Genomic DNA, 18,630 nt, shown 5'->3' with positions numbered 1-18,630 from the left:
TTTTTGTTACAAATGAACGAGGGAATTATTGGGCTAACATCATTGTAATATCCTTCCTTCTATCTTCGGGGAGAACTTTTAAATCAACCATCTTTCCATCCTTTAGTGTGGCCTCAACAGTGGTATTATAAGGCGCATGAAGTTTAAAATGTACATCCCAATCCTTTGGCCATGCCGGGAACAACAGGATCTTTTTATCATCTACCTGCATCAGCATTTCCTGTAAGCCGATCATGCCCGATCCACCCCAGTTATGATCAGGCGTCCAGTCGAAACCCGGTCCCCAAAATGCCGGGAAACGCCTGCCCGAGTTTTTGAGTTTGAAGGAGGTCAATTTGGCCGCTTCATCGGTAAGACCTAAGCGCGCTGCAAAAATATTATCCTGTTTCCAGCCTATACCACTCCTGAATTTGGCTACAAGGGTGTCCAGCCTCCATGTATTTAAAGCTGTCTCTAATTCCGGTTTACCTAAGCCATAAATGCCCCATGGAAATACCGGGTAAAATTGAGTGTTCTCTTCATTGTTAACCCGCTCCCATGATTTTGCAGGGGTAAGGGTTTTATGACCGTCAATCTCAGCAAAAGTGATAGGGGGGATGCGTTTTAACAGGCCTTCTAATTTGGTACGCTCTTCTTTATTTAAATAGCTATCCGGCAAGGCCAGCATCCGTTTGGTGATAGTTTGCAGGGCCGCTATGGTTGAGTTGGAGTTATAAGCCATTTTGAAAGTCTCGGCAGATGAGCCGGGATAGAGCACAAGATGCCCGTTGCCGTCCAATGCTTTGGTGCTACGCTTGCGGGAAAGGTATTGATAATGTTCATCAAAAAAAGTGAGGCAGCTTTCAATAAAGGGGATGTATTGATGGATGTCGTCGCCTTTGTAGCGCTCGGTTTCCAGCATCATGAGGCAAAACTCAAATACGGTGTCCCAGGTATATTCAAGCCAGGCGTTGTACTCTAATCCCTTGTCAAAATCGACCGGACGCTTCCAGGCATATTCGGCACTGTTGGGCAGACCGAAATTCTCCACCTGCTCGGTGAAGCAGGCGCCATTGTGCCCCCAATAAACCTTGCTGCGTAATTCAGCGTTTTTTAAAGAACGGAGATAGAAATCAAACTCCGGTTTCATCATGTCAATATCGCCGCTTTTAAGCATCGGGAAATAAACCAATCGCTGGTTTTGGGCAGTCATCAAGCCTCCGCCCCAGTTACGGAAATCGGGTGTAAAGGCGTATTGTGCATTTACAAAAACGGGATCATAGGTGAATAGGCCACCATTAAATTTGGTAGGCATTTGTCCGTAGGCATTGCAGCCTAACATGTACCTGAACAACTGGTAGTTTTTTCCGGTTTGCCAGGCTGTGGTATCATTGTCAGGCTTGTTAGTATTGATGTAGATAAAACTTCTGTCCCAATATTGTTTCCACCAGTCGGCTGTTTTTTGCCACGCGGTTTTGTTATTGCTTTCAGCTTCTTTAAGTACTTTGTTGAGGCCTTTCTGCCATTCATCTACAAATGCGGTTTGTTGGGTATTGAGATAGATCTCGATATCCTGATTGGTTGCAGGTTTAATGCTCTCCAATTTCCATCCTTCAAAATCGGTGTTGAGGTATTGGCCTTTAGTGTTGCCGGCTGCTTTCAGGTTTTTGCCCTGCATCAGCCCGCCAAAGGTTAAATTTTTAAGCGGGTTGTACATCTGATCCTTAACCGCATCCATCCCCTGTTGCTTTACCGTAACATCAAATATGGTAGAGTCAAGGTTGTGGTGGTAGAACTGAATGGCATTGCCTTTAAACGCGATGTTATCCTTCAGCGTTTTTACATCATTACGTGGGGCAAACTTCCAGGAGCCCTCGTTTTTTTCCAGGCCTTTAACTTCCCTATCACGATAGCGCCAGCTTTCAAAAACAGCTTCGGTTTTAATGACTTTGTTGCTGCTAATGTTAAGGTGGATCACCGGGCGGTAAACATCAACCCAGAGCTTTATTTCGGCTTTTAAATCGCCGTTTTTTCCGTTGATGAGTATTGAACCACTTTGAAGTTTTAGCTCCTGTTTAAAATCATTGCCATCAAAAGGATTGGGCGATAGCCTGACCCTTACCCGGCCGGGTTTGAGCATGGCATTATTTTCGTCAAAAGTGCCACTCTTGGCGATGTAAAAAAGCAGCTCGCCTTTTTCAACCCATACGTTCAGCCCTATATCGCCGCCTCCGCAGGGCATCGACTGGCCTGAGTTTTGGCTTTGGCTGGTCCACATTTCATTGTATTGTTCAATGCCTTTTTTTTGAGCTAACGCGATATTACAGTACAGGAAGCAGAGCAGCAGGAGTTTTTTCATAATTACCAGTCGTCGGTTCTGAATGAGGAAACGGGGAGCCCGTTGGTACCGAACAGATCGCCCACAACAAAATCTTTGAAGGCGTATCGTACAGCCACAGGCTCTTTTACCAAAGGTGAAGATACAATAATTACACTGCCCGATATCATGGCTTGGGCGGGATAGAACATTTTGTCTTTACCGGCTATCTCAAAGTTTTGAATGGGCTTGTTGAATGAGGTCAATCCATTTTCTGCATGTTCAAACTTGATGGTAGCCCTGTTGCCATCAACCGTCATTTCTTTATAGAGCGGACTTGCATAATCGAAACCTTTAATACCATACGTTTGCGCCAAGGCCAGGTAGGCTAACCGCGTGCCGATAGGTTCTTTGCGCGGAGGGTGGATGAGTGCCTGTTCGCCCACATCAAGCGAAACGGCCATACCACTGTTAGGTATCGTTTTTAACGATTTTCGCTGAGCATCGCGCAGATAGGCCGAATTGTATTTACCCCCGCTATTATAAGGCGGAAGCTGTGCGTAATCATACGGGGCTATCTGCATATAATAAAAAGGGAAATCACCTTGCTGCCAAAGCTCACGCCAGCGTTTTATGAGGGCGGGGAAAAGTTTTTCGTATTGATCAGGCCGGTCATAGTTTGATTCGCCCTGGTACCAGATACAACCTTTAATGCCGTAACCAATCATCGGGTTCAGCATGCCATTGAACAGGGTAGTAGGCGTGCGCGATACTGCTTTGATAGAGTCTGTTTTACCCGGGATTTTGATCTCCGGGAAGTCTTTTAACCCTTCCGAATCCATCCAGGCTTCGGCATTCGAGCCAGCGTAACAATCACTGATCAAACCGATAGGTACATGAAGCATCTCATTTAATAATCTGCCGAAATAATAACTTGTAGCACTAAAGTTGGAGACAAATTCGGGGGAGGCGACATGCCATTCTGATGGTTTGCTATTGTCCTGTACTTCGGTTACTGATGAGTGGGGAACGGTGTAAATATGGATGTTGGCGTTAGATGATTTAAGTATAGCATCAACAGAACCGCTTATGGGCTGACTTTTATAACCCTTCATCGGGATCTCCATGTTTGATTGACCGGTGCAAAGCCAAACTTCGCCAATAAGCACGTTGTTTAGTTTGATGGTATTACCATCGCTGATAGTAACGGTATACGGGCCACCGTAAACCGGGGTGCTTACTTTAACAAGCCATTTGCCATTGGCATTTACTTTAGCTTTGTAACTTTTTTTGTTCCATGAAGTATTGATGGTAACCGTTGAACCAGCCTTGTCCCAACCCCAGATTGGGGCCGCACTTTGTTGCTGCAGAACTACGTTGTCGGTAAAAATGGATGCCAGTTTTACTTGTGCCTGCGATGATATAAACAGGAGCAAACACAGGCCTGATGAAAGTAATTTTTTCATTGCTATAAATTATTTGGTAAGCTTTCCGGCTCGCTTAGCCTCAATCCATCCGCTGAAAAGGAGGTTTTTATTCAACTCGGGTTTAGGGAAAAACAAGCTGGCCACATAGCCTACTATGATTACCACCAGGTGACTATACACCCCGAGCATGTATTTATGCTGATTGAAATTGTACCTGCCTAAATCAAGCAAGATGTGTTTGTCCGTACCCAAACCAATTTTAGTTGATGTTAAAAAAGCATAGCCCGTAAACAGGATACAGGCAATAATACCTATGTTCACCCCTTGGCGATTGGCGCGGCTGCTGAACAAGCCCAATAAAAATATCCCGGCAATACCGCCTGAAAATATCGCGTAAAGGGTAAAAACAATGCCCAGCGCACCTTCGTCGCCGGCAAGCAGGTAGAGGGTGGCTATGCCCATCGCTCCAAATCCGGCCAGTACTACTATCCATCGTCCTGCTTTTAAATATTCTTTGTCCGATTTATCAGGCCTGAACTTTTTATAGTAATCTTCCACGCCAATGGCCGAAAGGCAGTTGAGATCGGCCCCGAGGCTGGAGATCGCCGCCGAGATCAGCGCAGCTAATATCAATCCTACAACCCCGGTAGGCAATTTACTCATGATAAAATAGGGGAAAACTGCGTCGGCTTTAATGCCTGCCGGTAGGGGATTTTGTTGGTAGAAGGCAAATAAAGCAGTGCCGATAAACATGAACAAAGCCCATAACGGTACTGTAAGCGCCACACCTAATATCGATGCCCTGATAGCCGCCTTATCGGTTTTGGCTGTAAGATAACGCTGTACCATAGTTTGATCGGTGCCGTATTTTTGGATGGCGTAAAACACACCGTTTATGGCCATTACAATAAATGTGAGCTTTTTGAAATCCCAGGAGTAAGGGCCAAAGTTGTTTTTGTGATTTACGCTGGCAATATGCCAAAGCTCGGGAAAGCCGCCTTTGATTGAACAGATGAGGATGATAAATGAGGCTATACCGCCGCCTATCAGCAGAAAACCCTGTACCACATCTGCCCAGATTACGGCCTCAATCCCACCAATAAGTGTGATGACGATGATCACAAACCCTATCACCCAGATAATGGCAAATGTGTTGGTGTTAGTCATGTTGGAGAGTGCCAGTGCCAGCAGGAAAAACACCGTACCCATTTTTGAAAAATGGGTTAATACAAAACTGATAGAGCTGTAAAAACGGGCAAACAAACCAAAGCGTTTTTCAAAGTACTCGTAGGTGCTTACGCCTATAACCTCTCGGTAAAGTGGGACGATAAACCATACCATCAACAGCAATACAATAGGTACCATTAAGCCCTGAACAAGCAGGATCCAGTTAGAAGCAAAACCTTCGCCGGGATAGGCCAAAAAGGTTACACTGCTAATGAGCGTTGCCATTAACGACATGCCTATTGCCCAAGCCGGGATAGAACCGCGCGATACAAAATATTTTTTGGTAGAATTTTGTCCTTTTGAAAATTTGAGACCGATGGTTAATGAAATGGCCAGTGCCAGGGCTATGATAATATAATCTGCCAGGTGCAGGGTTTCATGTTTCATATGCAGGTATAATTATTGGTTGCCCAAACGGGGGCAGGCCAGGGGTAGCTGCCGGGTTTTAAAGTTAAACATAATTGGTTATTGCCCGCTATGCGCATATGAATAACTCCGGGAGCTATTAGTTTTGAGGGATATAATTTTTCAATGTTTAAACGCTCAAGTATGGCCCAGGCCGTGGCGCCGCCCTCAATCAGCAATTCGTGAAGATCGGTGTGGTCAATAACCTGTTTTACAATATCCGCCATTTTGTGGCTCAGCAATACCGGGTCTACCTTTATATCCTTTATAAAATCGGGGTTAATGGCAATGATGGCATTATTAGCGGCAACAATGCTTGATGCTACATGGCTGGCAAACAGCGCATGCACATTATCGCCGCTGGTTTCGGCGCAAATGGTTGCCGCAGGTACATAATGCACCGGGATATTGTTATGCTTGCCATCTTGAATATTCGGCTTACCCTGAAAAAAAGTGCTGCCAAATACGAACAAACGCCTGCCTGTGGTTTCGGGGTCAGGGGTTTCGATCTTTTGCGGTGATGTTAAGTATTCAAGTAGTGTGGTAAACAAATTTGCTGAACCCGCCAAAAGCGTATTGTTATCTGTTTTGCTGATCCAGTATTTAAGATCATCCTCGTTTTCAGCCGCTCCTATAATAATTCCCGTAGATGGAAATTTGTCTTCTTTTTTTATTAATGAGATACTTTCATCAGCTCTCAATAATTCAACAATATTTGAGCTTAAGGCGGGGAAGGTTGGGTCGTTGGCGAAATCACTCAGGTGAATAGGTTGGCCATTGTAGTGAAATGTATCGCCTATGACTTTTTTTGAATGGTGAGGATTGCCGGGCACAATCAGAGCTCTTTTTAAACCAGATGCCGTTAACTGGCTTAGCAATTCCTCAATAATGTTCCCCCGTAAAACGGAATCTATCTTCTTGAAAAGAAACCGGGGCTTTAACCGCTGTAATCGGATGGTAAGATCATGAACAATATTCTTCGCTTCATTTACAGCCAGTGAACGGGTATCGGTAGCGATAACAAGCAGGTCGGCATCGCAGTGTTCATCAACAGTGGTACTCACTTCGGTTCTTAACCCGTGATTGAGGCCTATTCCCGCCAGCTCGGCGGCCCCTGTTAAATCATCTGCAATTACAGCGATCATAGCTTATACTTTTATCCGGTTTTTGCTCAACTGTACCGCCGACTCAATTGCCAGTATCATAGCATCGCTGCTGGCCACACCCTTACCTGCAATTTCAAAAGCTGTACCATGATCAACCGAGGTGCGGATAATAGGCAATCCCATAGTAATATTAACACCTTTTACGCTGTCCATTTGCTGTTTTTCGGCGTTCCATTTAAAGCCGGTAAGCTTAAATGGGATATGCCCCTGATCATGGTACATGGCAACCACGCCACCATAATAGCCGGTTGATGCTTTGGAAAATAAGGTGTCGGCAGGTACAGGGCCTTCCACATCGTAACCTAATTTTATAGCTTCCTGTACAGCGGGAAGGATCTCAAAATCATCTTCGGTACCAAACAAACCCGAGTCACCTGCATGCGGGTTAAGCCCGGCTACACCAATCTTCAGGTTTTTTTCTCCAAGGGAAATAAGGCCATCCTGTAAAAGTTCGATTACTTCAATAATGCGGTCTTTTTTAACCAGGTCACAGGCCTGCCTTAGTGAAACATGGGTTGATACGTGGATCACCTTCATGTTGTGTTCCACCAGCAGCATGGCGTATTTTTTTGTGCCGGTATAATGCGCGTAAATTTCGGTATGCCCGGCAAAATGGTGCCCGGCTTCGTTAATGGATTTTTTGTTGATAGGTCCGGTCACCGTTGCATCAACATCGCCAGCAAGCGCCAGTTCAATCGCTTTTTTAACTGCTTCAAATGAGGCATTGCCTGCCATTGCCGATATCTCACCAAACCGCAACTGTTCCATATCCACATTTTGCAGATCAAATACATCAGGCTTGCCAAACTCAAAGTTTGCGTTGCGGATATCTTTTATCGAGTTGATGCGTGCATCGAAGCCCAACCGTTTTACGATATCGAAAAATACACCGGTATCGCCAATAATCACCGGGCGGCAGATGTCGTATAATCTTTCCGTTAACAATGCTTTAACGGCTATTTCAGGGCCAATACTGGCCGGATCGCCCATGGTTATGGCTATGATCGGTTTTTCGGCTGTCATTGGTAAATCGGTAAGCTAAGATTTTCAACATTAAGCATACGCTGCAGTTTTCTTTGCAGATCTTCAGCTTCGGCTTCAGTAACCTGCAATAAAGGCGGCATCATGTAAGTACGGCACAATCCTGCGCTTTGCATTAGTGATTTTAATGCTGCCAATGATTCGCCCAGCAGGCGTTTGCCCTGGTAAATATCACCTATCAGGTTGGAATGCCTTTGTAGTTGCAGCGCAGCGGCTTCGTCGTTATTATCTGCAGCAACTATCATTTTGTAATAAATATCCGGGAACAGGTTTCCTGTACTTGGCACCAGGCCGTCGCTGCCGGTAAACAGCGCGTGGGCAGATTGCGCCCCCCAACCCAAAAAGTGGCTAAAATCGGCCCTGTCGGCCCATAATTTAAGCGAATCCTTTAAACGCTCGTGATTCCGCTCCGAATCTTTAGTCCCAACAATATTTTCGTGGTGACTTAATTCGTCGAGAAGGTTTAGGTTGATAGATACGTTGGTTGTAGCCGGAATGTTGTAAACTATCAGTGGGATAGGTACTTCATTGGCCAGCGTTTCAAAGTATGTTTTAATTTCGTATTCAGTTAAAGTGAAATAGGCAGGTAAGTGTGCTACTGCAACGTCAATACCTTCGTCGGCACAGCGTTTGGCAAGATCAATTGAATCGGCCAGGCAATTGGATGAAATACCTGCATAAAGCAAGCGGCCGGGTTGCCTTATAGAAACAGCACATTTAATGAAATCGAGCTTGAGCTCGTTTGATAACGACGCTGACTCGCCGGTAGTTCCCAATATGAACGGTACGCCGCCGTAGTTAAAGATGCTGTCGAAAATTTTTTCAACCGCTTCGTGGTCAAGTTTGTAGTTGTCGGTAAGTGGCGTAATTGATGGCACTACCAGGCCATTATATTTCTTTTTTAGTTTCATTAGTATGTTTTAATAAGCAGCCTCGTAAATGTTAACGGCATCATCTATCTTTATTGGTCGCGGATTGTTTTTAAGCAAGCGCGCAATTTTCATGGCATCGGCAGCCATTTGCGGTATGGTGTTTTTATCTATGTCTATTTCTTTTAAGCTTGCAGGGATTCCGCATTCGCTGATCAACTGACGGATTCTTTCTACACCGGCATGAGCCGTTTCAAAATCATTGATACTGCTGTTGCAACCCAACGCACGGGCAACGGCAGCATATCGTTCAGGTGCGGCAGGGATATTATACTCCATTACAAAAGGTAGCAGCAAGGCATTTGATAAGCCATGGGCAATATGGTACATGCTGCCCAACGGGTAAGAGAGTGCATGTACGCCTGCTGTGTTAACCGGCCCCAAACAAAAGCCGCCCATCAAACTGCCAATTGCCAATTGTGTACGCGCATCCTCATCTGCACCATCATTTACCGCTTTAACCAGGTTGCCGGCTATAAGCCTCATCCCTTCAAGGGCATACATATCAATAAGCGGATGTGCATATAGGTTAGTGTAAGCCTCAAGGCAATGCGTTAACGCATCAAGCCCTGTTGCTGCAGTAACTTCTGCCGGCAGGCTGATCATCAAAGCCGGATCAATGATCACTACATCCGGAACCAGGTAAGGGCTGATAATACCTTTTTTCTGGTAGTCTGTATCATCTATCAATATAGCATTGGGGGAAGCTTCACTGCCAGTTCCGGCTGTTGTGGGTACACAGATCAGCTTTTTAGATCGCTTTTTAAGCAAGCCAATTCCCGTGATATCTGCCAGGGTTTGGTCATTATCAAACTGCGCAGCTATGAGTTTAGCCACATCAAGCACACTGCCACCACCAATACCTATGATCATATCTACTTCAGTATGTTTTACAGATGCAAGCAAATCTCCAAAATCCTTGAACGAAGGCTCCCGTACTATGGAGGTATCAACACGAGCGTTAATCCCTGCTTCTTTAAATTGAGCCAATAGTGGTTCAAGTTTATTTAATAGCGGACTGATGGTAATAATTAAAGCTGATTTATACCCGCCGCTGATAACATCACCGGTTAATTTAAAAAGCGAGTTTTTGCCAACAATTACCTGGCCCGGAAACCGGATAGTGATGTCGCGATAAGGATGTACAGTTTGCGGCATATACTTATATATTAATAATAGCTGGCCCTGGTTAATTGGTTTTGATATAAAACAAAGATGGATAATGCCGCCTCCCATTTTTATCCAACCGTTATCCAATTATTATACGATATTATCAAAAGGGATATCTGCCGGTAAGTTATTATGATATGATCTGCCTGTAATTGGCTTTAATAGGTAGTTGGAGTAGTAAATAATCGCTAAAATACAGGGAGACGGGGCATGACAGTTCTGTAACTAAAGGCCGGTAACTTAGCAAAAAGTTGAATATGAGGTTATAGGGCCAAGTTTATATGGGCTGTTTATCTTTTGATACTTTTATTTATCGGTGGTTAAACTGCCGCATCCTAATTATAAATCATCCGGCTAAACCGCGGTATTTTTTAATATTTCCGTTAACCAATTAAATACACATCCTCATGAAAAGCGTGAAAACCTTAGGACAATTTATTATAGAGAAACAAGCTGATTTTCCATTTGCCAAAGGCGAACTGTCAAGGCTTTTGCGGGATATAGGCATTGCCGCTAAAATTGTTAACCGCGAGATTAGTAAAGCGGGACTTATCGATATCATAGGCGAAACCGATTCTGTGAACTCCCATGGTGAACGTCAGAAAAAGATGGACGTTTATGCCAATGAGCAATTCATTTCGGCATTGCGTAGCGGCGGCGAATGCTGTGTTGTTGCCTCTGAAGAAAATGACGAGCATATCCTGATAGAATCAGAGATCTCAAAACATGCCAAATACATTGTTGCTATTGACCCGCTGGATGGTTCATCAAATATTGATGTAAATGTGAGTGTGGGTACCATATTTTCTATTTATCGCCGTAAGTCTGTTGAAGGCAAAGCTATACTGGATGATGTACTGCAGAAAGGTACTGAGCAGGTTGCCGCCGGTTATGTTATTTACGGTTCGTCAACCATGCTTGTTTATACTACGGGCAAAGGGGTTAACGGTTTCACGCTTGATCCATCAATAGGGGAGTTTTGCCTGTCGCACCCTGAAATTAAAATGCCTAAGGATGGCTATATCTACTCAATAAACGAGGGATACTATACCCACTTTCCTTTAGGGGTAAAAAAATATATCAAGTACTGCCAGGTTGAAGATGTAACTACCAGCCGTCCGTACACTTCAAGATATACAGGTTCAATGATTGCCGATATTCATCGCAACCTGATCAAAGGCGGAATCTTTTTATATCCAACTACTGCGCAATATCCAAATGGCAAACTGAGATTGGTCTACGAATGTAACCCGATGGCCTTTATTGTTGAACAGGCAGGCGGTCTGGCGTCGACAGGTTATGAGCGGATCCTGGATCTGGATGTTAATGAGCTTCACCAGCGCTCGGCTATTTTTATCGGTTCGGAGAATATGGTTAAGCGTGCCGAAGATTTTATGCTGGCCTTTTCTTCGCAGCAACCATCTATAACTCAACATAAACAGGTTATTTAGTCATTAAGAACTTCTGTTCATAGTGCATCTGTTATTTGGATTGATATATGAGTAATTTTATATGTATTATTATAAAAATTAGGTAAGACTAATTTTTTTTATTTGTTTTGTATATTATTTATGATGTGCTAAAACGAATGAAAATATTATCTCTACTATTCTTTTTATTAATGCCTGTGATGGTTTTCTCCCAGCGTGGTTCACTTAGGGGCAGGTTAACAACCGGCAGCGAACCGCTCTCTTTTGCTACCGTTGCACTTTCAGGAACTTCTATCGGGGCTACTACCAATGATAAAGGCTATTACCATTTAAAAAATGTTCCGGCAGGCACATACACAATAGTATTCTCTAACATTGGGTATGTTACTGAGCGCCATAAAGTGAGTGTAAAACCTGATGAAGCAATTTCATTGGATGGCAATCTTCAGGAAAGCAGCTCCAAATTAAATGAGGTGACGGTAACCGGCGTTTCACGCAAAACTGAGTTGAGGAGTAACCCCATTCCCATCGCAGTAATGACCAAGAAGGAAATGGATCAGAATGTGAATAATAACATTATTGACGCCATTGTGAAAGGAGTACCGGGTGTTAATGCGGTTACTACCGGGCCCAATATTTCAAAACCATTTATCAGGGGATTAGGCTACAATCGTGTTTTAACTTTGTATGATGGCGTGCGCCAGGAAGGGCAGCAATGGGGTGATGAACATGGTATTGAGATAGACCAGTACGGCATTGGTCGCGCCGAAGTAGTGAAAGGGCCGGCAAGTTTAACCTATGGCTCAGATGCATTGGCAGGCGTGATCAACATGATCCCTTACCTGCCGGTTGGCGAAAACAATGTTTTGAGAGGTGATTATACCGCCGATTATCATACCAATAATGGCATGATCGGCACCTCGCTGGGCTTGTCATACAAAAAGAACGACTGGCGGTATGCCTTCCGGGCAACGGGAAAAGTGGCACATGATTATCACAACAGTGTTGATGGGTATGTTTACAATACCGGTTTCCGTGAGTTCAATTTATCGGGTATGGCCAGGGTTGATAAAAATTGGGGATACTCACAAATCGCAGCAACAGTTTACGATAACCGGCAGGAGATTCCCGATGGCAGCCGCGATTCATTGACAAGGCAGTTTACCAAACAAATAGCCGAAAGCAGTACCGACAATATCAGGAACAGGCCGGTTGTAAGTAATGACGAGTTAAGATCATACAGTATAACCCCGCTGCATCAGCGTATTCAGCATTATCGGATCTATTCACATAATGAATTTAAATTGGGCGAAGGCAGCAGTATCGATGCTTCACTTGGTTTGCAGCAAAGCGTCCGCAGGGAATATAACCACCCTACATTGGCCGATCAGGCGGGCTTGTACGTGGTACTTAACACACTTAATTACGATTTTAAATATAACCTGTCTGCTATTGCAGGGATAGAAAGTACCCTTGGTGTAAACGGCATGTACCAAACTAACCGCAGCAAGGCTGCAACAGATTTTCCCATCCCTGATTATAACCTGTTTGATGCGGGAACTTTTTTCTTCGCCAAAAAAACTATCGGAAAAGTTGATATCTCAGGTGGCATCAGGTATGATAACAGGCACATCCGCTGGAACGATTTTTATGTAGGGCCAAACTCCAAAAACGGGTTTGAGCAGCATGTTAAATTACCGGATACGGCGGATGCTCATTTGCAGTTTCCGGCGTTTAGTCATGTTTATCAGGGTGTTTCGGGGAGCTTAGGCATAACTTACAATATCAGCGAACGCTTATTGTTTAAGGCTAATATTGCCCGTGGATACCGCGCCCCTAATATCACCGAAATCGGTTCAAATGGGCTTGACCCCGGCGCGCATATCGTATATTTGGGCAACCGCAACTTTAGCCCCGAATTTAGCTTGCAGGAAGATCTGGGCTTCATCGCTTACCTGAAGGATATCGATCTGATTGCTGAGCTGTTTAATAACCACATCAACAATTACATTTATCAGGCTAAACTTACTGATGCCATTGGCAATCCTGTGGTGATTGTACCGGGTAACAGCACTTATCAATACCAGCAAAGTAGTGCCCGCCTGTACGGTGCCGAGTTTACGTTAAATGTGCATCCACAAAATGTGAAATGGCTGGCTTTTAACAATAGTCTGGCTTATGTAACGGGAATCAACGGCAATAAACAGCTTATTGATGAATCTAATGGTGCTGCTAAATATCTGCCGTTTATTCCGCCGCTGCACGTCCGGTCGGAGTTTAAGGCGAGTTTGCAGAAAGCATATGGGGCTTTTTCTAAGATTTACTTTAAGGCCGAAATGGATGCTTATGCTACGCAGAACCGGTTCTATGCTTTGGATAATACAGAGACAGCTACGCCCGGCTATGTCTTGTTTAATATCGGAGCAGGCACTACCATCAAAAATAAATCGGACAAACCTGTTTGCGAGCTTTTTTTGCAGGTTGATAACTTGTTTGATAAAGCCTATCAATCAAACCTTAACCGTTTAAAGTATTTTGAGTATTACCAGTCGTCGCCAAACGGACACCTCGGCATTTATAATATAGGGCGGAATATTAGTTTTAAAGCTGTTTTCCCTTTTTGATTTATTTTCAATGAAATATGCCTTTTTTTGTTTTTATTGCCTTGAGTTTGTGAACATCATGTAAGCGTGCGATAATAACGTGCCATCAGGGTCTCTCGCAAAGGATCCTGATGTATACACCGAGCAAATTCGCCGTTCTGAATGCCCTCGAAGAAGTATACAACGCGGCTGAACCTCAGGGTCCTCTGCGAGAGACCCTGAGGGGACATGAAGGATATGATCGGTGCGACAACGATTCGGAATTCATCGATTGACGTTCTTAACTCAACAATCATAAAAACATCTAAAGTAAATGGTTTATAAAACAAAGGTTTTCATCTGTATGCTACTGTGTGGCATATGCGGTGGGATGATCAGCGCTCAGGCACAGTTGCAAGTACCGGCTTCTTATGCTTTAATTAAACGGGTGGTGCCCGGTTATGAAAAGAATTTTATTGTTCAACCGCTTTCTGAAAATGAAGCCAAAGATGTTTTTGAAGTAGAAGGTGCTAAAGGCAAAATTGTACTCAGGGGCAATAATGGTATCGCAGTGGCGTCGGCCTTATACTATTATCTCACCGAATACGCACATTGCCAGATCACATGGAACGGTACAAATCTGAACCTGCCTATAAAGTTACCTATACCAGCTCAAAGGGTTCATAAAACTACGCCTTACCAATACCGGTACTATCTTAACTATTGTACCTATAGCTACAGTATGAGCTGGTGGGACTGGAAACGGTGGGAAAAGGAAATTGACTGGATGGCGCTGCACGGAATCAATATGCCGCTGGCAATAACCGGGCAGGAGTATGTGTGGGATAAAGTTTATAAAGGTATGGGCTTTAGCAGTAAAGATATGCAGGACTTTTTTACCGGTCCGGCGTATTTTGGATGGTTTTATATGGGCAACATAGATAAATGGGACGGCCCGCTGCCCGCAAGCTGGATAACCAGTCACCGGGATTTGCAGATCAAAATATTGCAGCGCGAGCGCGAACTTGGTATAAAACCGGTGCTTCCTGCATTTACTGGTCACGTGCCGGCATCGTTTAAAACACATTTTCCCAATGCTAAACTAAAGCAAACCAACTGGAACAACGGCTTTGCCGATACTTATATCCTGGATTCGGAAGATCCGCTATTTGCAGAGATCGGTAAAAAATTTATACAGGAACAAACCAGGGTTTATGGTACAGATCATCTATACTCTGCCGATACTTTTAACGAAAATGAGCCGCCCTCAAACGATCCTAAATTCCTGTCAGAACTAAGCGCAAGGGTTTATGACGGCATGAAAGGGGCCGACCCGAAAGCTGTTTGGGTAATGCAGGGCTGGCTATTTTTCAGCGATCGTAAATTTTGGCAAAACGAGCAGATCAAGGCATTGCTGAATGCAGTGCCCGATGATCATATGATAGTGCTTGACCTCAATACCGATTACGAACCAATATGGAAGCGTACTGAAGCATTTTACGGCAAACCCTGGATCTGGAATATGCTGCATAACTATGGCGGTAACAATAGTTTGTTTGGCAGGATAGAGGCGGTAGCAACGCAGCCGGCGCAGGCCCTTAATGATCCTAAATCGGGGCGTATGGTGGGAATTGGCTTAACGATGGAGGCTATTGAACAAACCCCTGTGCTTTATGAATTAATGACGCAGCATACCTGGCAAAACAAGCCGATTGACCTTGATCAATGGCTGCCGGAGTACTTATTTAATCGTTATGGTGTAAAAAGCAAGGATGCGCTTGATGCCTGGCAAACGCTACGGGGTACCGTATTTAATGGCAAGGATATCCGTGACGGGGCCGAGTCGATCATTACCGGCAGGCCAACGCTTGATTCGGCCGCAATATGGACACGTACCCGTTTAAATTACAATAGGAAAGACCTGCTGCCAGCCTGGGATAAAATGATTGCAGCTATACCTGAATGTAAACAAAGCAGCGGTTTTAACTATGATTTGGTTGATGTGACCCGGCAGATGCTGGCTAACTACGGTCGGCTGATCCAGTTAAAATGGATCAAGGCATATCAAGATAAGGATGAAAAGGCTTTTGATAAATATACTGCCGAATACCTTAACCTGATAACCGATATGGACAGGCTGCTTGCTACCCGTAAGGATTTTATGCTGGGTCCCTGGATAGCCGATGCCCGAAACTGGGGGACTACCCCGGCCGAAAAAGCACTTTATGAAAAAAATGCCCGTAACCTGATAACACTTTGGGGCGATGCCAATAGTCCGCTGCATGAATATTCATGCAGGCAGTGGAGTGGATTGCTCAATGACTTTTATAAAGTGCGCTGGCAAAAATTCTTCGATTTATTGAAAGGATCATTTAAAACCGGTAAAGAACCCGATTTTAAACAATTTGACAAATCGATAAGCAATTGGGAATGGCAATGGGTTAATGCATCCAAAGCGTACCCTGTTGTTCCAGCCGGAAGCAGCACTGCTGTTGCAAAACAGCTTTATGAAAAATACAGGACAAACATGGGTAACGATCTTAAGTAATGGATACATCAACAGCTAAATCTGCAACTACTATTGTAAAGCCGGCAAGGTTATTATCGTTAGATGCCCTTCGTGGTTTTGATATGTTTTGGATCATGAGTGGGGAAGGGGTGGTGCATGCCCTTGCTAAAGCCACCGGTTGGCCGCTTATGGTATGGATGTCGGGACAACTGCATCATACCGAATGGAATGGCATCACCTTTTATGATATGATCTTTCCTTTGTTTTTGTTTATTGCCGGGGTTTCCATGCCTTATTCAATGGGCAATAAAGTTGATAAACATGGGGTAGCTCACCCATATCTGTTGCCGTCCTCATCCAAAGGCGAAATTTATCGTTCCATGTTCAGGCGTACCATTATTCTGCTGTTTTTAGGGGTAGTTGTTAACGGCTTGTTTAAGTTTAACGGTTTGGAGAATACCCGCTTTGCGAGTGTACTGGGGCGTATCGGATTGGCCTGGTTTTTTGCAGGTGTAATTTATCTGAATTTCGGTACCCGGGGGCAAATTTTATGGTTTGGTATTTTGCTGTTTGGCTATTGGGCTGCAATGGAGCTAATTCCGGTGCCTGGTTACGGGGCAGGGGTTTTAACCATGAACGGTAGCCTTGAATCTTATGTTGATCGTTTATTACTTCCCGGTCGTCTGCATGATAAAGTGCATGACCCCGAGGGCATATTATCTACCATTCCCGCTATTGGTACAGCCATGCTGGGGATTTTTACAGGCCAGTTTCTGAAGTTTGAATCTGCAAAATGGCCGATGTGGAAAAAGGGAGTTTGTTTATTTGCAGTCGGTATTTTATTTATCGGCTTAGGGATGCTTTGGAATCTTGCTTTCCCTATCAATAAACGCTTATGGACAAGTTCATTCGTGATGTTTGTAGGTGGCTGGAGTCTGGTTTTCCTGTCGGTATTTTACCTGGTGATTGATGTTGCCGGATACAAAAAATGGGCATTTCCTTTTGTGCTTATTGGTGTAAACTCTATCCTGATCTATTTGGCATCAGAAGGGATGGTCGATTTTCAGCATACAGCCAATTTTTTCTTCGGGGGAATTATCAGCCATCTCGCACAAAGCTGGCAACCGGTATGGGCAGCAATATCCATTGTTGTTGTACAGCTTGCTTTGTTGTACTTTTTATATCGTAATAAGATCTTCCTGAAAATATAAATATAAAGTAGTTTTTTGAATGTAGAGACGCATAATTGCGTCTCCCGCATGCAAGTTAGGGCGATTTACTCCATTACAAGGTGGCCCGTCCTTTGGGAGACGCAATTATGCGTCTCTACATAAAAATATTTTAACCAAATTATCCAGTTACTCAGAATCACTTTTAATCGTAAGGCGATTGGAAAAAAATAATTGAGATAAAATCGTATTTAATTCGTTAATTGTTAAAATAACACTTAATATTGAATTGTTTTTACCTTCATTATGACCAAGCGCATACTTTTCTTTTTTACACTTGTTTTGATTGGCTCAGCTTCGCGTGCACAAAAGCAAATGATCCCAAATCCAATAACCGGGGGATACTTCGCCGATCCAACTATTGTGAAAGATAAAGGCCGCTATTTTATTTATGCCACAATTGATCCCTGGGGCGATAAAGAGCTGGCCGTATTGGAGACTACCGATTTTATTAAGTTTACGAGGCATCATATCAACTGGCCTACCAAACAAGCCTGCACCACTCCAACCTCGCTCAACGAAATGGTTTGGGCGCCATCTGTAGTAAAAGGAAAGGACAACAAATTTTACATGTATGTAGCTGTAGGCGGTGAGGTTTGGGGAGGCGTAAGCAATACACCGCTTGGCCCCTGGAAAAATTTAAAGAGCGACAATACGCCTATGGTAAAATCTACAGATTATCCGCAGGTGCATAATATCGATCCGGATTGCTTTATTGATAGTGACGGCAGCGCTTATTTGTATTGGGGATCGGGGTATAAATGGATCAACGGGCATTGTATGGCCGTAAAGCTAAAGGACGATATGGTTTCGTTTGACGGAGCGCCAAAAAATATCACCACGCCGCATTTTTTTGAAGGCGCACATATGGTTAAACGCAATCAAACCTATTACCTCATGTTTTCGGAGGGTAAAGCCATTGATGCAACCTACCAGGTAGGGTATGCGAAAGGAAATAGCCCGCTTGGGCCTTTTCAGGAGGATGAGCACCGGGTTATATTGAATACTTCTGCGGATAGTACCGTGATTGGCCCGGGCCACCATACCACTTTTGTTGAAAAAGGACAGCGCTATATTTTATATCACCGCATTTTTCCGCAAAAGGAATCCTTTGTATTGCGGCAGCTGTGTCTTGATAGTTTAAATTTTGACACAGATGGAAATATCAAAAAGGTAAGTACAAAAGGAGTACAAAAGTTTAATTAACCCTATAACCTGT

General features: G+C 44.0%; 12 protein-coding genes. 5 read left to right on the top strand and 7 right to left on the bottom strand.

Features of this window, described 5'->3' with window-relative positions:
- Positions 1-25: 25 nt before the first annotated feature.
- Genes J3L18_RS16400 through J3L18_RS16370 form a run of 7 tightly spaced genes read right to left on the bottom strand, consistent with a single transcriptional unit; the run spans position 26 to position 9,649 of the window.
- Complete coding sequence (locus tag J3L18_RS16400; protein WP_129569282.1) at positions 26-2,338, bottom strand: DUF5703 domain-containing protein; 2,313 nt, start codon at positions 2,336-2,338, stop codon at positions 26-28.
- A 2-nt stretch (positions 2,339-2,340) separates the two neighbouring features.
- Entirely contained in the window at positions 2,341-3,762 is a 1,422-nt protein-coding gene (locus J3L18_RS16395; protein WP_129569283.1) for a sialate O-acetylesterase, read from the bottom strand.
- Positions 3,763-3,771: 9 nt separating this feature from the next.
- A complete protein-coding gene (locus tag J3L18_RS16390) occupies positions 3,772-5,337 on the bottom strand; it encodes a sodium:solute symporter family protein (protein ID WP_129569284.1) in 1,566 nt (521 codons plus the stop codon).
- Positions 5,334-6,500 (bottom strand): four-carbon acid sugar kinase family protein, encoded by a 1,167-nt coding sequence (locus J3L18_RS16385; RefSeq protein WP_129569285.1) that lies wholly within the window; start codon positions 6,498-6,500, stop codon positions 5,334-5,336. The genes J3L18_RS16390 and J3L18_RS16385 overlap by 4 nt, the downstream gene beginning before the upstream one ends.
- A gap of 3 nt (positions 6,501-6,503) precedes the next feature.
- The gene (gene pdxA, locus J3L18_RS16380) at positions 6,504-7,544 is read right to left on the bottom strand and encodes a 4-hydroxythreonine-4-phosphate dehydrogenase PdxA (RefSeq protein ID WP_129569286.1); all 1,041 of its coding nucleotides are present in this window, start codon (positions 7,542-7,544) and stop codon (positions 6,504-6,506) included.
- The gene (locus J3L18_RS16375) at positions 7,541-8,473 is read right to left on the bottom strand and encodes a dihydrodipicolinate synthase family protein (protein WP_129569287.1); all 933 of its coding nucleotides are present in this window, start codon (positions 8,471-8,473) and stop codon (positions 7,541-7,543) included. Before J3L18_RS16375 ends, pdxA begins: the two co-directional genes overlap by 4 nt.
- Before the next feature lie 9 nt (positions 8,474-8,482).
- A complete protein-coding gene (locus tag J3L18_RS16370) occupies positions 8,483-9,649 on the bottom strand; it encodes an iron-containing alcohol dehydrogenase (RefSeq protein WP_129569288.1) in 1,167 nt (388 codons plus the stop codon).
- A 419-nt stretch (positions 9,650-10,068) separates the two neighbouring features.
- Between J3L18_RS16370 and fbp the strand changes: the two genes are divergently transcribed.
- From fbp to J3L18_RS16345, 5 genes are all read left to right on the top strand, one after another.
- On the top strand, positions 10,069-11,112 hold the full coding sequence (gene fbp / locus J3L18_RS16365; protein ID WP_129569289.1) for a class 1 fructose-bisphosphatase: 1,044 nt from the start codon (positions 10,069-10,071) through the stop codon (positions 11,110-11,112).
- A gap of 137 nt (positions 11,113-11,249) precedes the next feature.
- Positions 11,250-13,715: a TonB-dependent receptor gene (locus J3L18_RS16360; protein WP_129569290.1), complete on the top strand. Its 2,466-nt coding sequence runs from the start codon at positions 11,250-11,252 to the stop codon at positions 13,713-13,715.
- Between the two features lie 292 nt (positions 13,716-14,007).
- On the top strand, positions 14,008-16,221 hold the full coding sequence (locus J3L18_RS16355; protein WP_223266161.1) for an alpha-N-acetylglucosaminidase: 2,214 nt from the start codon (positions 14,008-14,010) through the stop codon (positions 16,219-16,221).
- Entirely contained in the window at positions 16,221-17,393 is a 1,173-nt protein-coding gene (locus J3L18_RS16350; RefSeq protein ID WP_129569292.1) for an acyltransferase family protein, read from the top strand. The genes J3L18_RS16355 and J3L18_RS16350 overlap by 1 nt, the downstream gene beginning before the upstream one ends.
- Before the next feature lie 264 nt (positions 17,394-17,657).
- Positions 17,658-18,617 carry a family 43 glycosylhydrolase gene (locus J3L18_RS16345; protein ID WP_129569293.1) on the top strand — a complete coding sequence of 320 codons (960 nt, stop codon included), beginning with the start codon at positions 17,658-17,660 and terminating at the stop codon, positions 18,615-18,617.
- Positions 18,618-18,630 lie beyond the last annotated feature (13 nt).

This window comes from Mucilaginibacter gossypii (genome assembly GCF_017569325.2).
Taxonomy (GTDB): Bacteria; Bacteroidota; Bacteroidia; order Sphingobacteriales; family Sphingobacteriaceae; genus Mucilaginibacter; species Mucilaginibacter gossypii.
The sequence above is the reverse complement of the archived record's forward strand: the minus strand, read 5'-3'. Positions and strand labels throughout refer to the sequence as shown.

Coding starts and splice junctions, on each gene's coding strand:
- J3L18_RS16400 (WP_129569282.1), bottom strand. CDS start 2,338: ATGAAAAAACTCCTGCTGCTCTGCTTCCTGTACTGTAATATCGCGTTA.
- J3L18_RS16395 (WP_129569283.1), bottom strand. CDS start 3,762: ATGAAAAAATTACTTTCATCAGGCCTGTGTTTGCTCCTGTTTATATCA.
- J3L18_RS16390 (WP_129569284.1), bottom strand. CDS start 5,337: ATGAAACATGAAACCCTGCACCTGGCAGATTATATTATCATAGCCCTG.
- J3L18_RS16385 (WP_129569285.1), bottom strand. CDS start 6,500: ATGATCGCTGTAATTGCAGATGATTTAACAGGGGCCGCCGAGCTGGCG.
- pdxA (WP_129569286.1), bottom strand. CDS start 7,544: ATGACAGCCGAAAAACCGATCATAGCCATAACCATGGGCGATCCGGCC.
- J3L18_RS16375 (WP_129569287.1), bottom strand. CDS start 8,473: ATGAAACTAAAAAAGAAATATAATGGCCTGGTAGTGCCATCAATTACG.
- J3L18_RS16370 (WP_129569288.1), bottom strand. CDS start 9,649: ATGCCGCAAACTGTACATCCTTATCGCGACATCACTATCCGGTTTCCG.
- fbp (WP_129569289.1), top strand. CDS start 10,069: ATGAAAAGCGTGAAAACCTTAGGACAATTTATTATAGAGAAACAAGCT.
- J3L18_RS16360 (WP_129569290.1), top strand. CDS start 11,250: ATGAAAATATTATCTCTACTATTCTTTTTATTAATGCCTGTGATGGTT.
- J3L18_RS16355 (WP_223266161.1), top strand. CDS start 14,008: ATGGTTTATAAAACAAAGGTTTTCATCTGTATGCTACTGTGTGGCATA.
- J3L18_RS16350 (WP_129569292.1), top strand. CDS start 16,221: ATGGATACATCAACAGCTAAATCTGCAACTACTATTGTAAAGCCGGCA.
- J3L18_RS16345 (WP_129569293.1), top strand. CDS start 17,658: ATGACCAAGCGCATACTTTTCTTTTTTACACTTGTTTTGATTGGCTCA.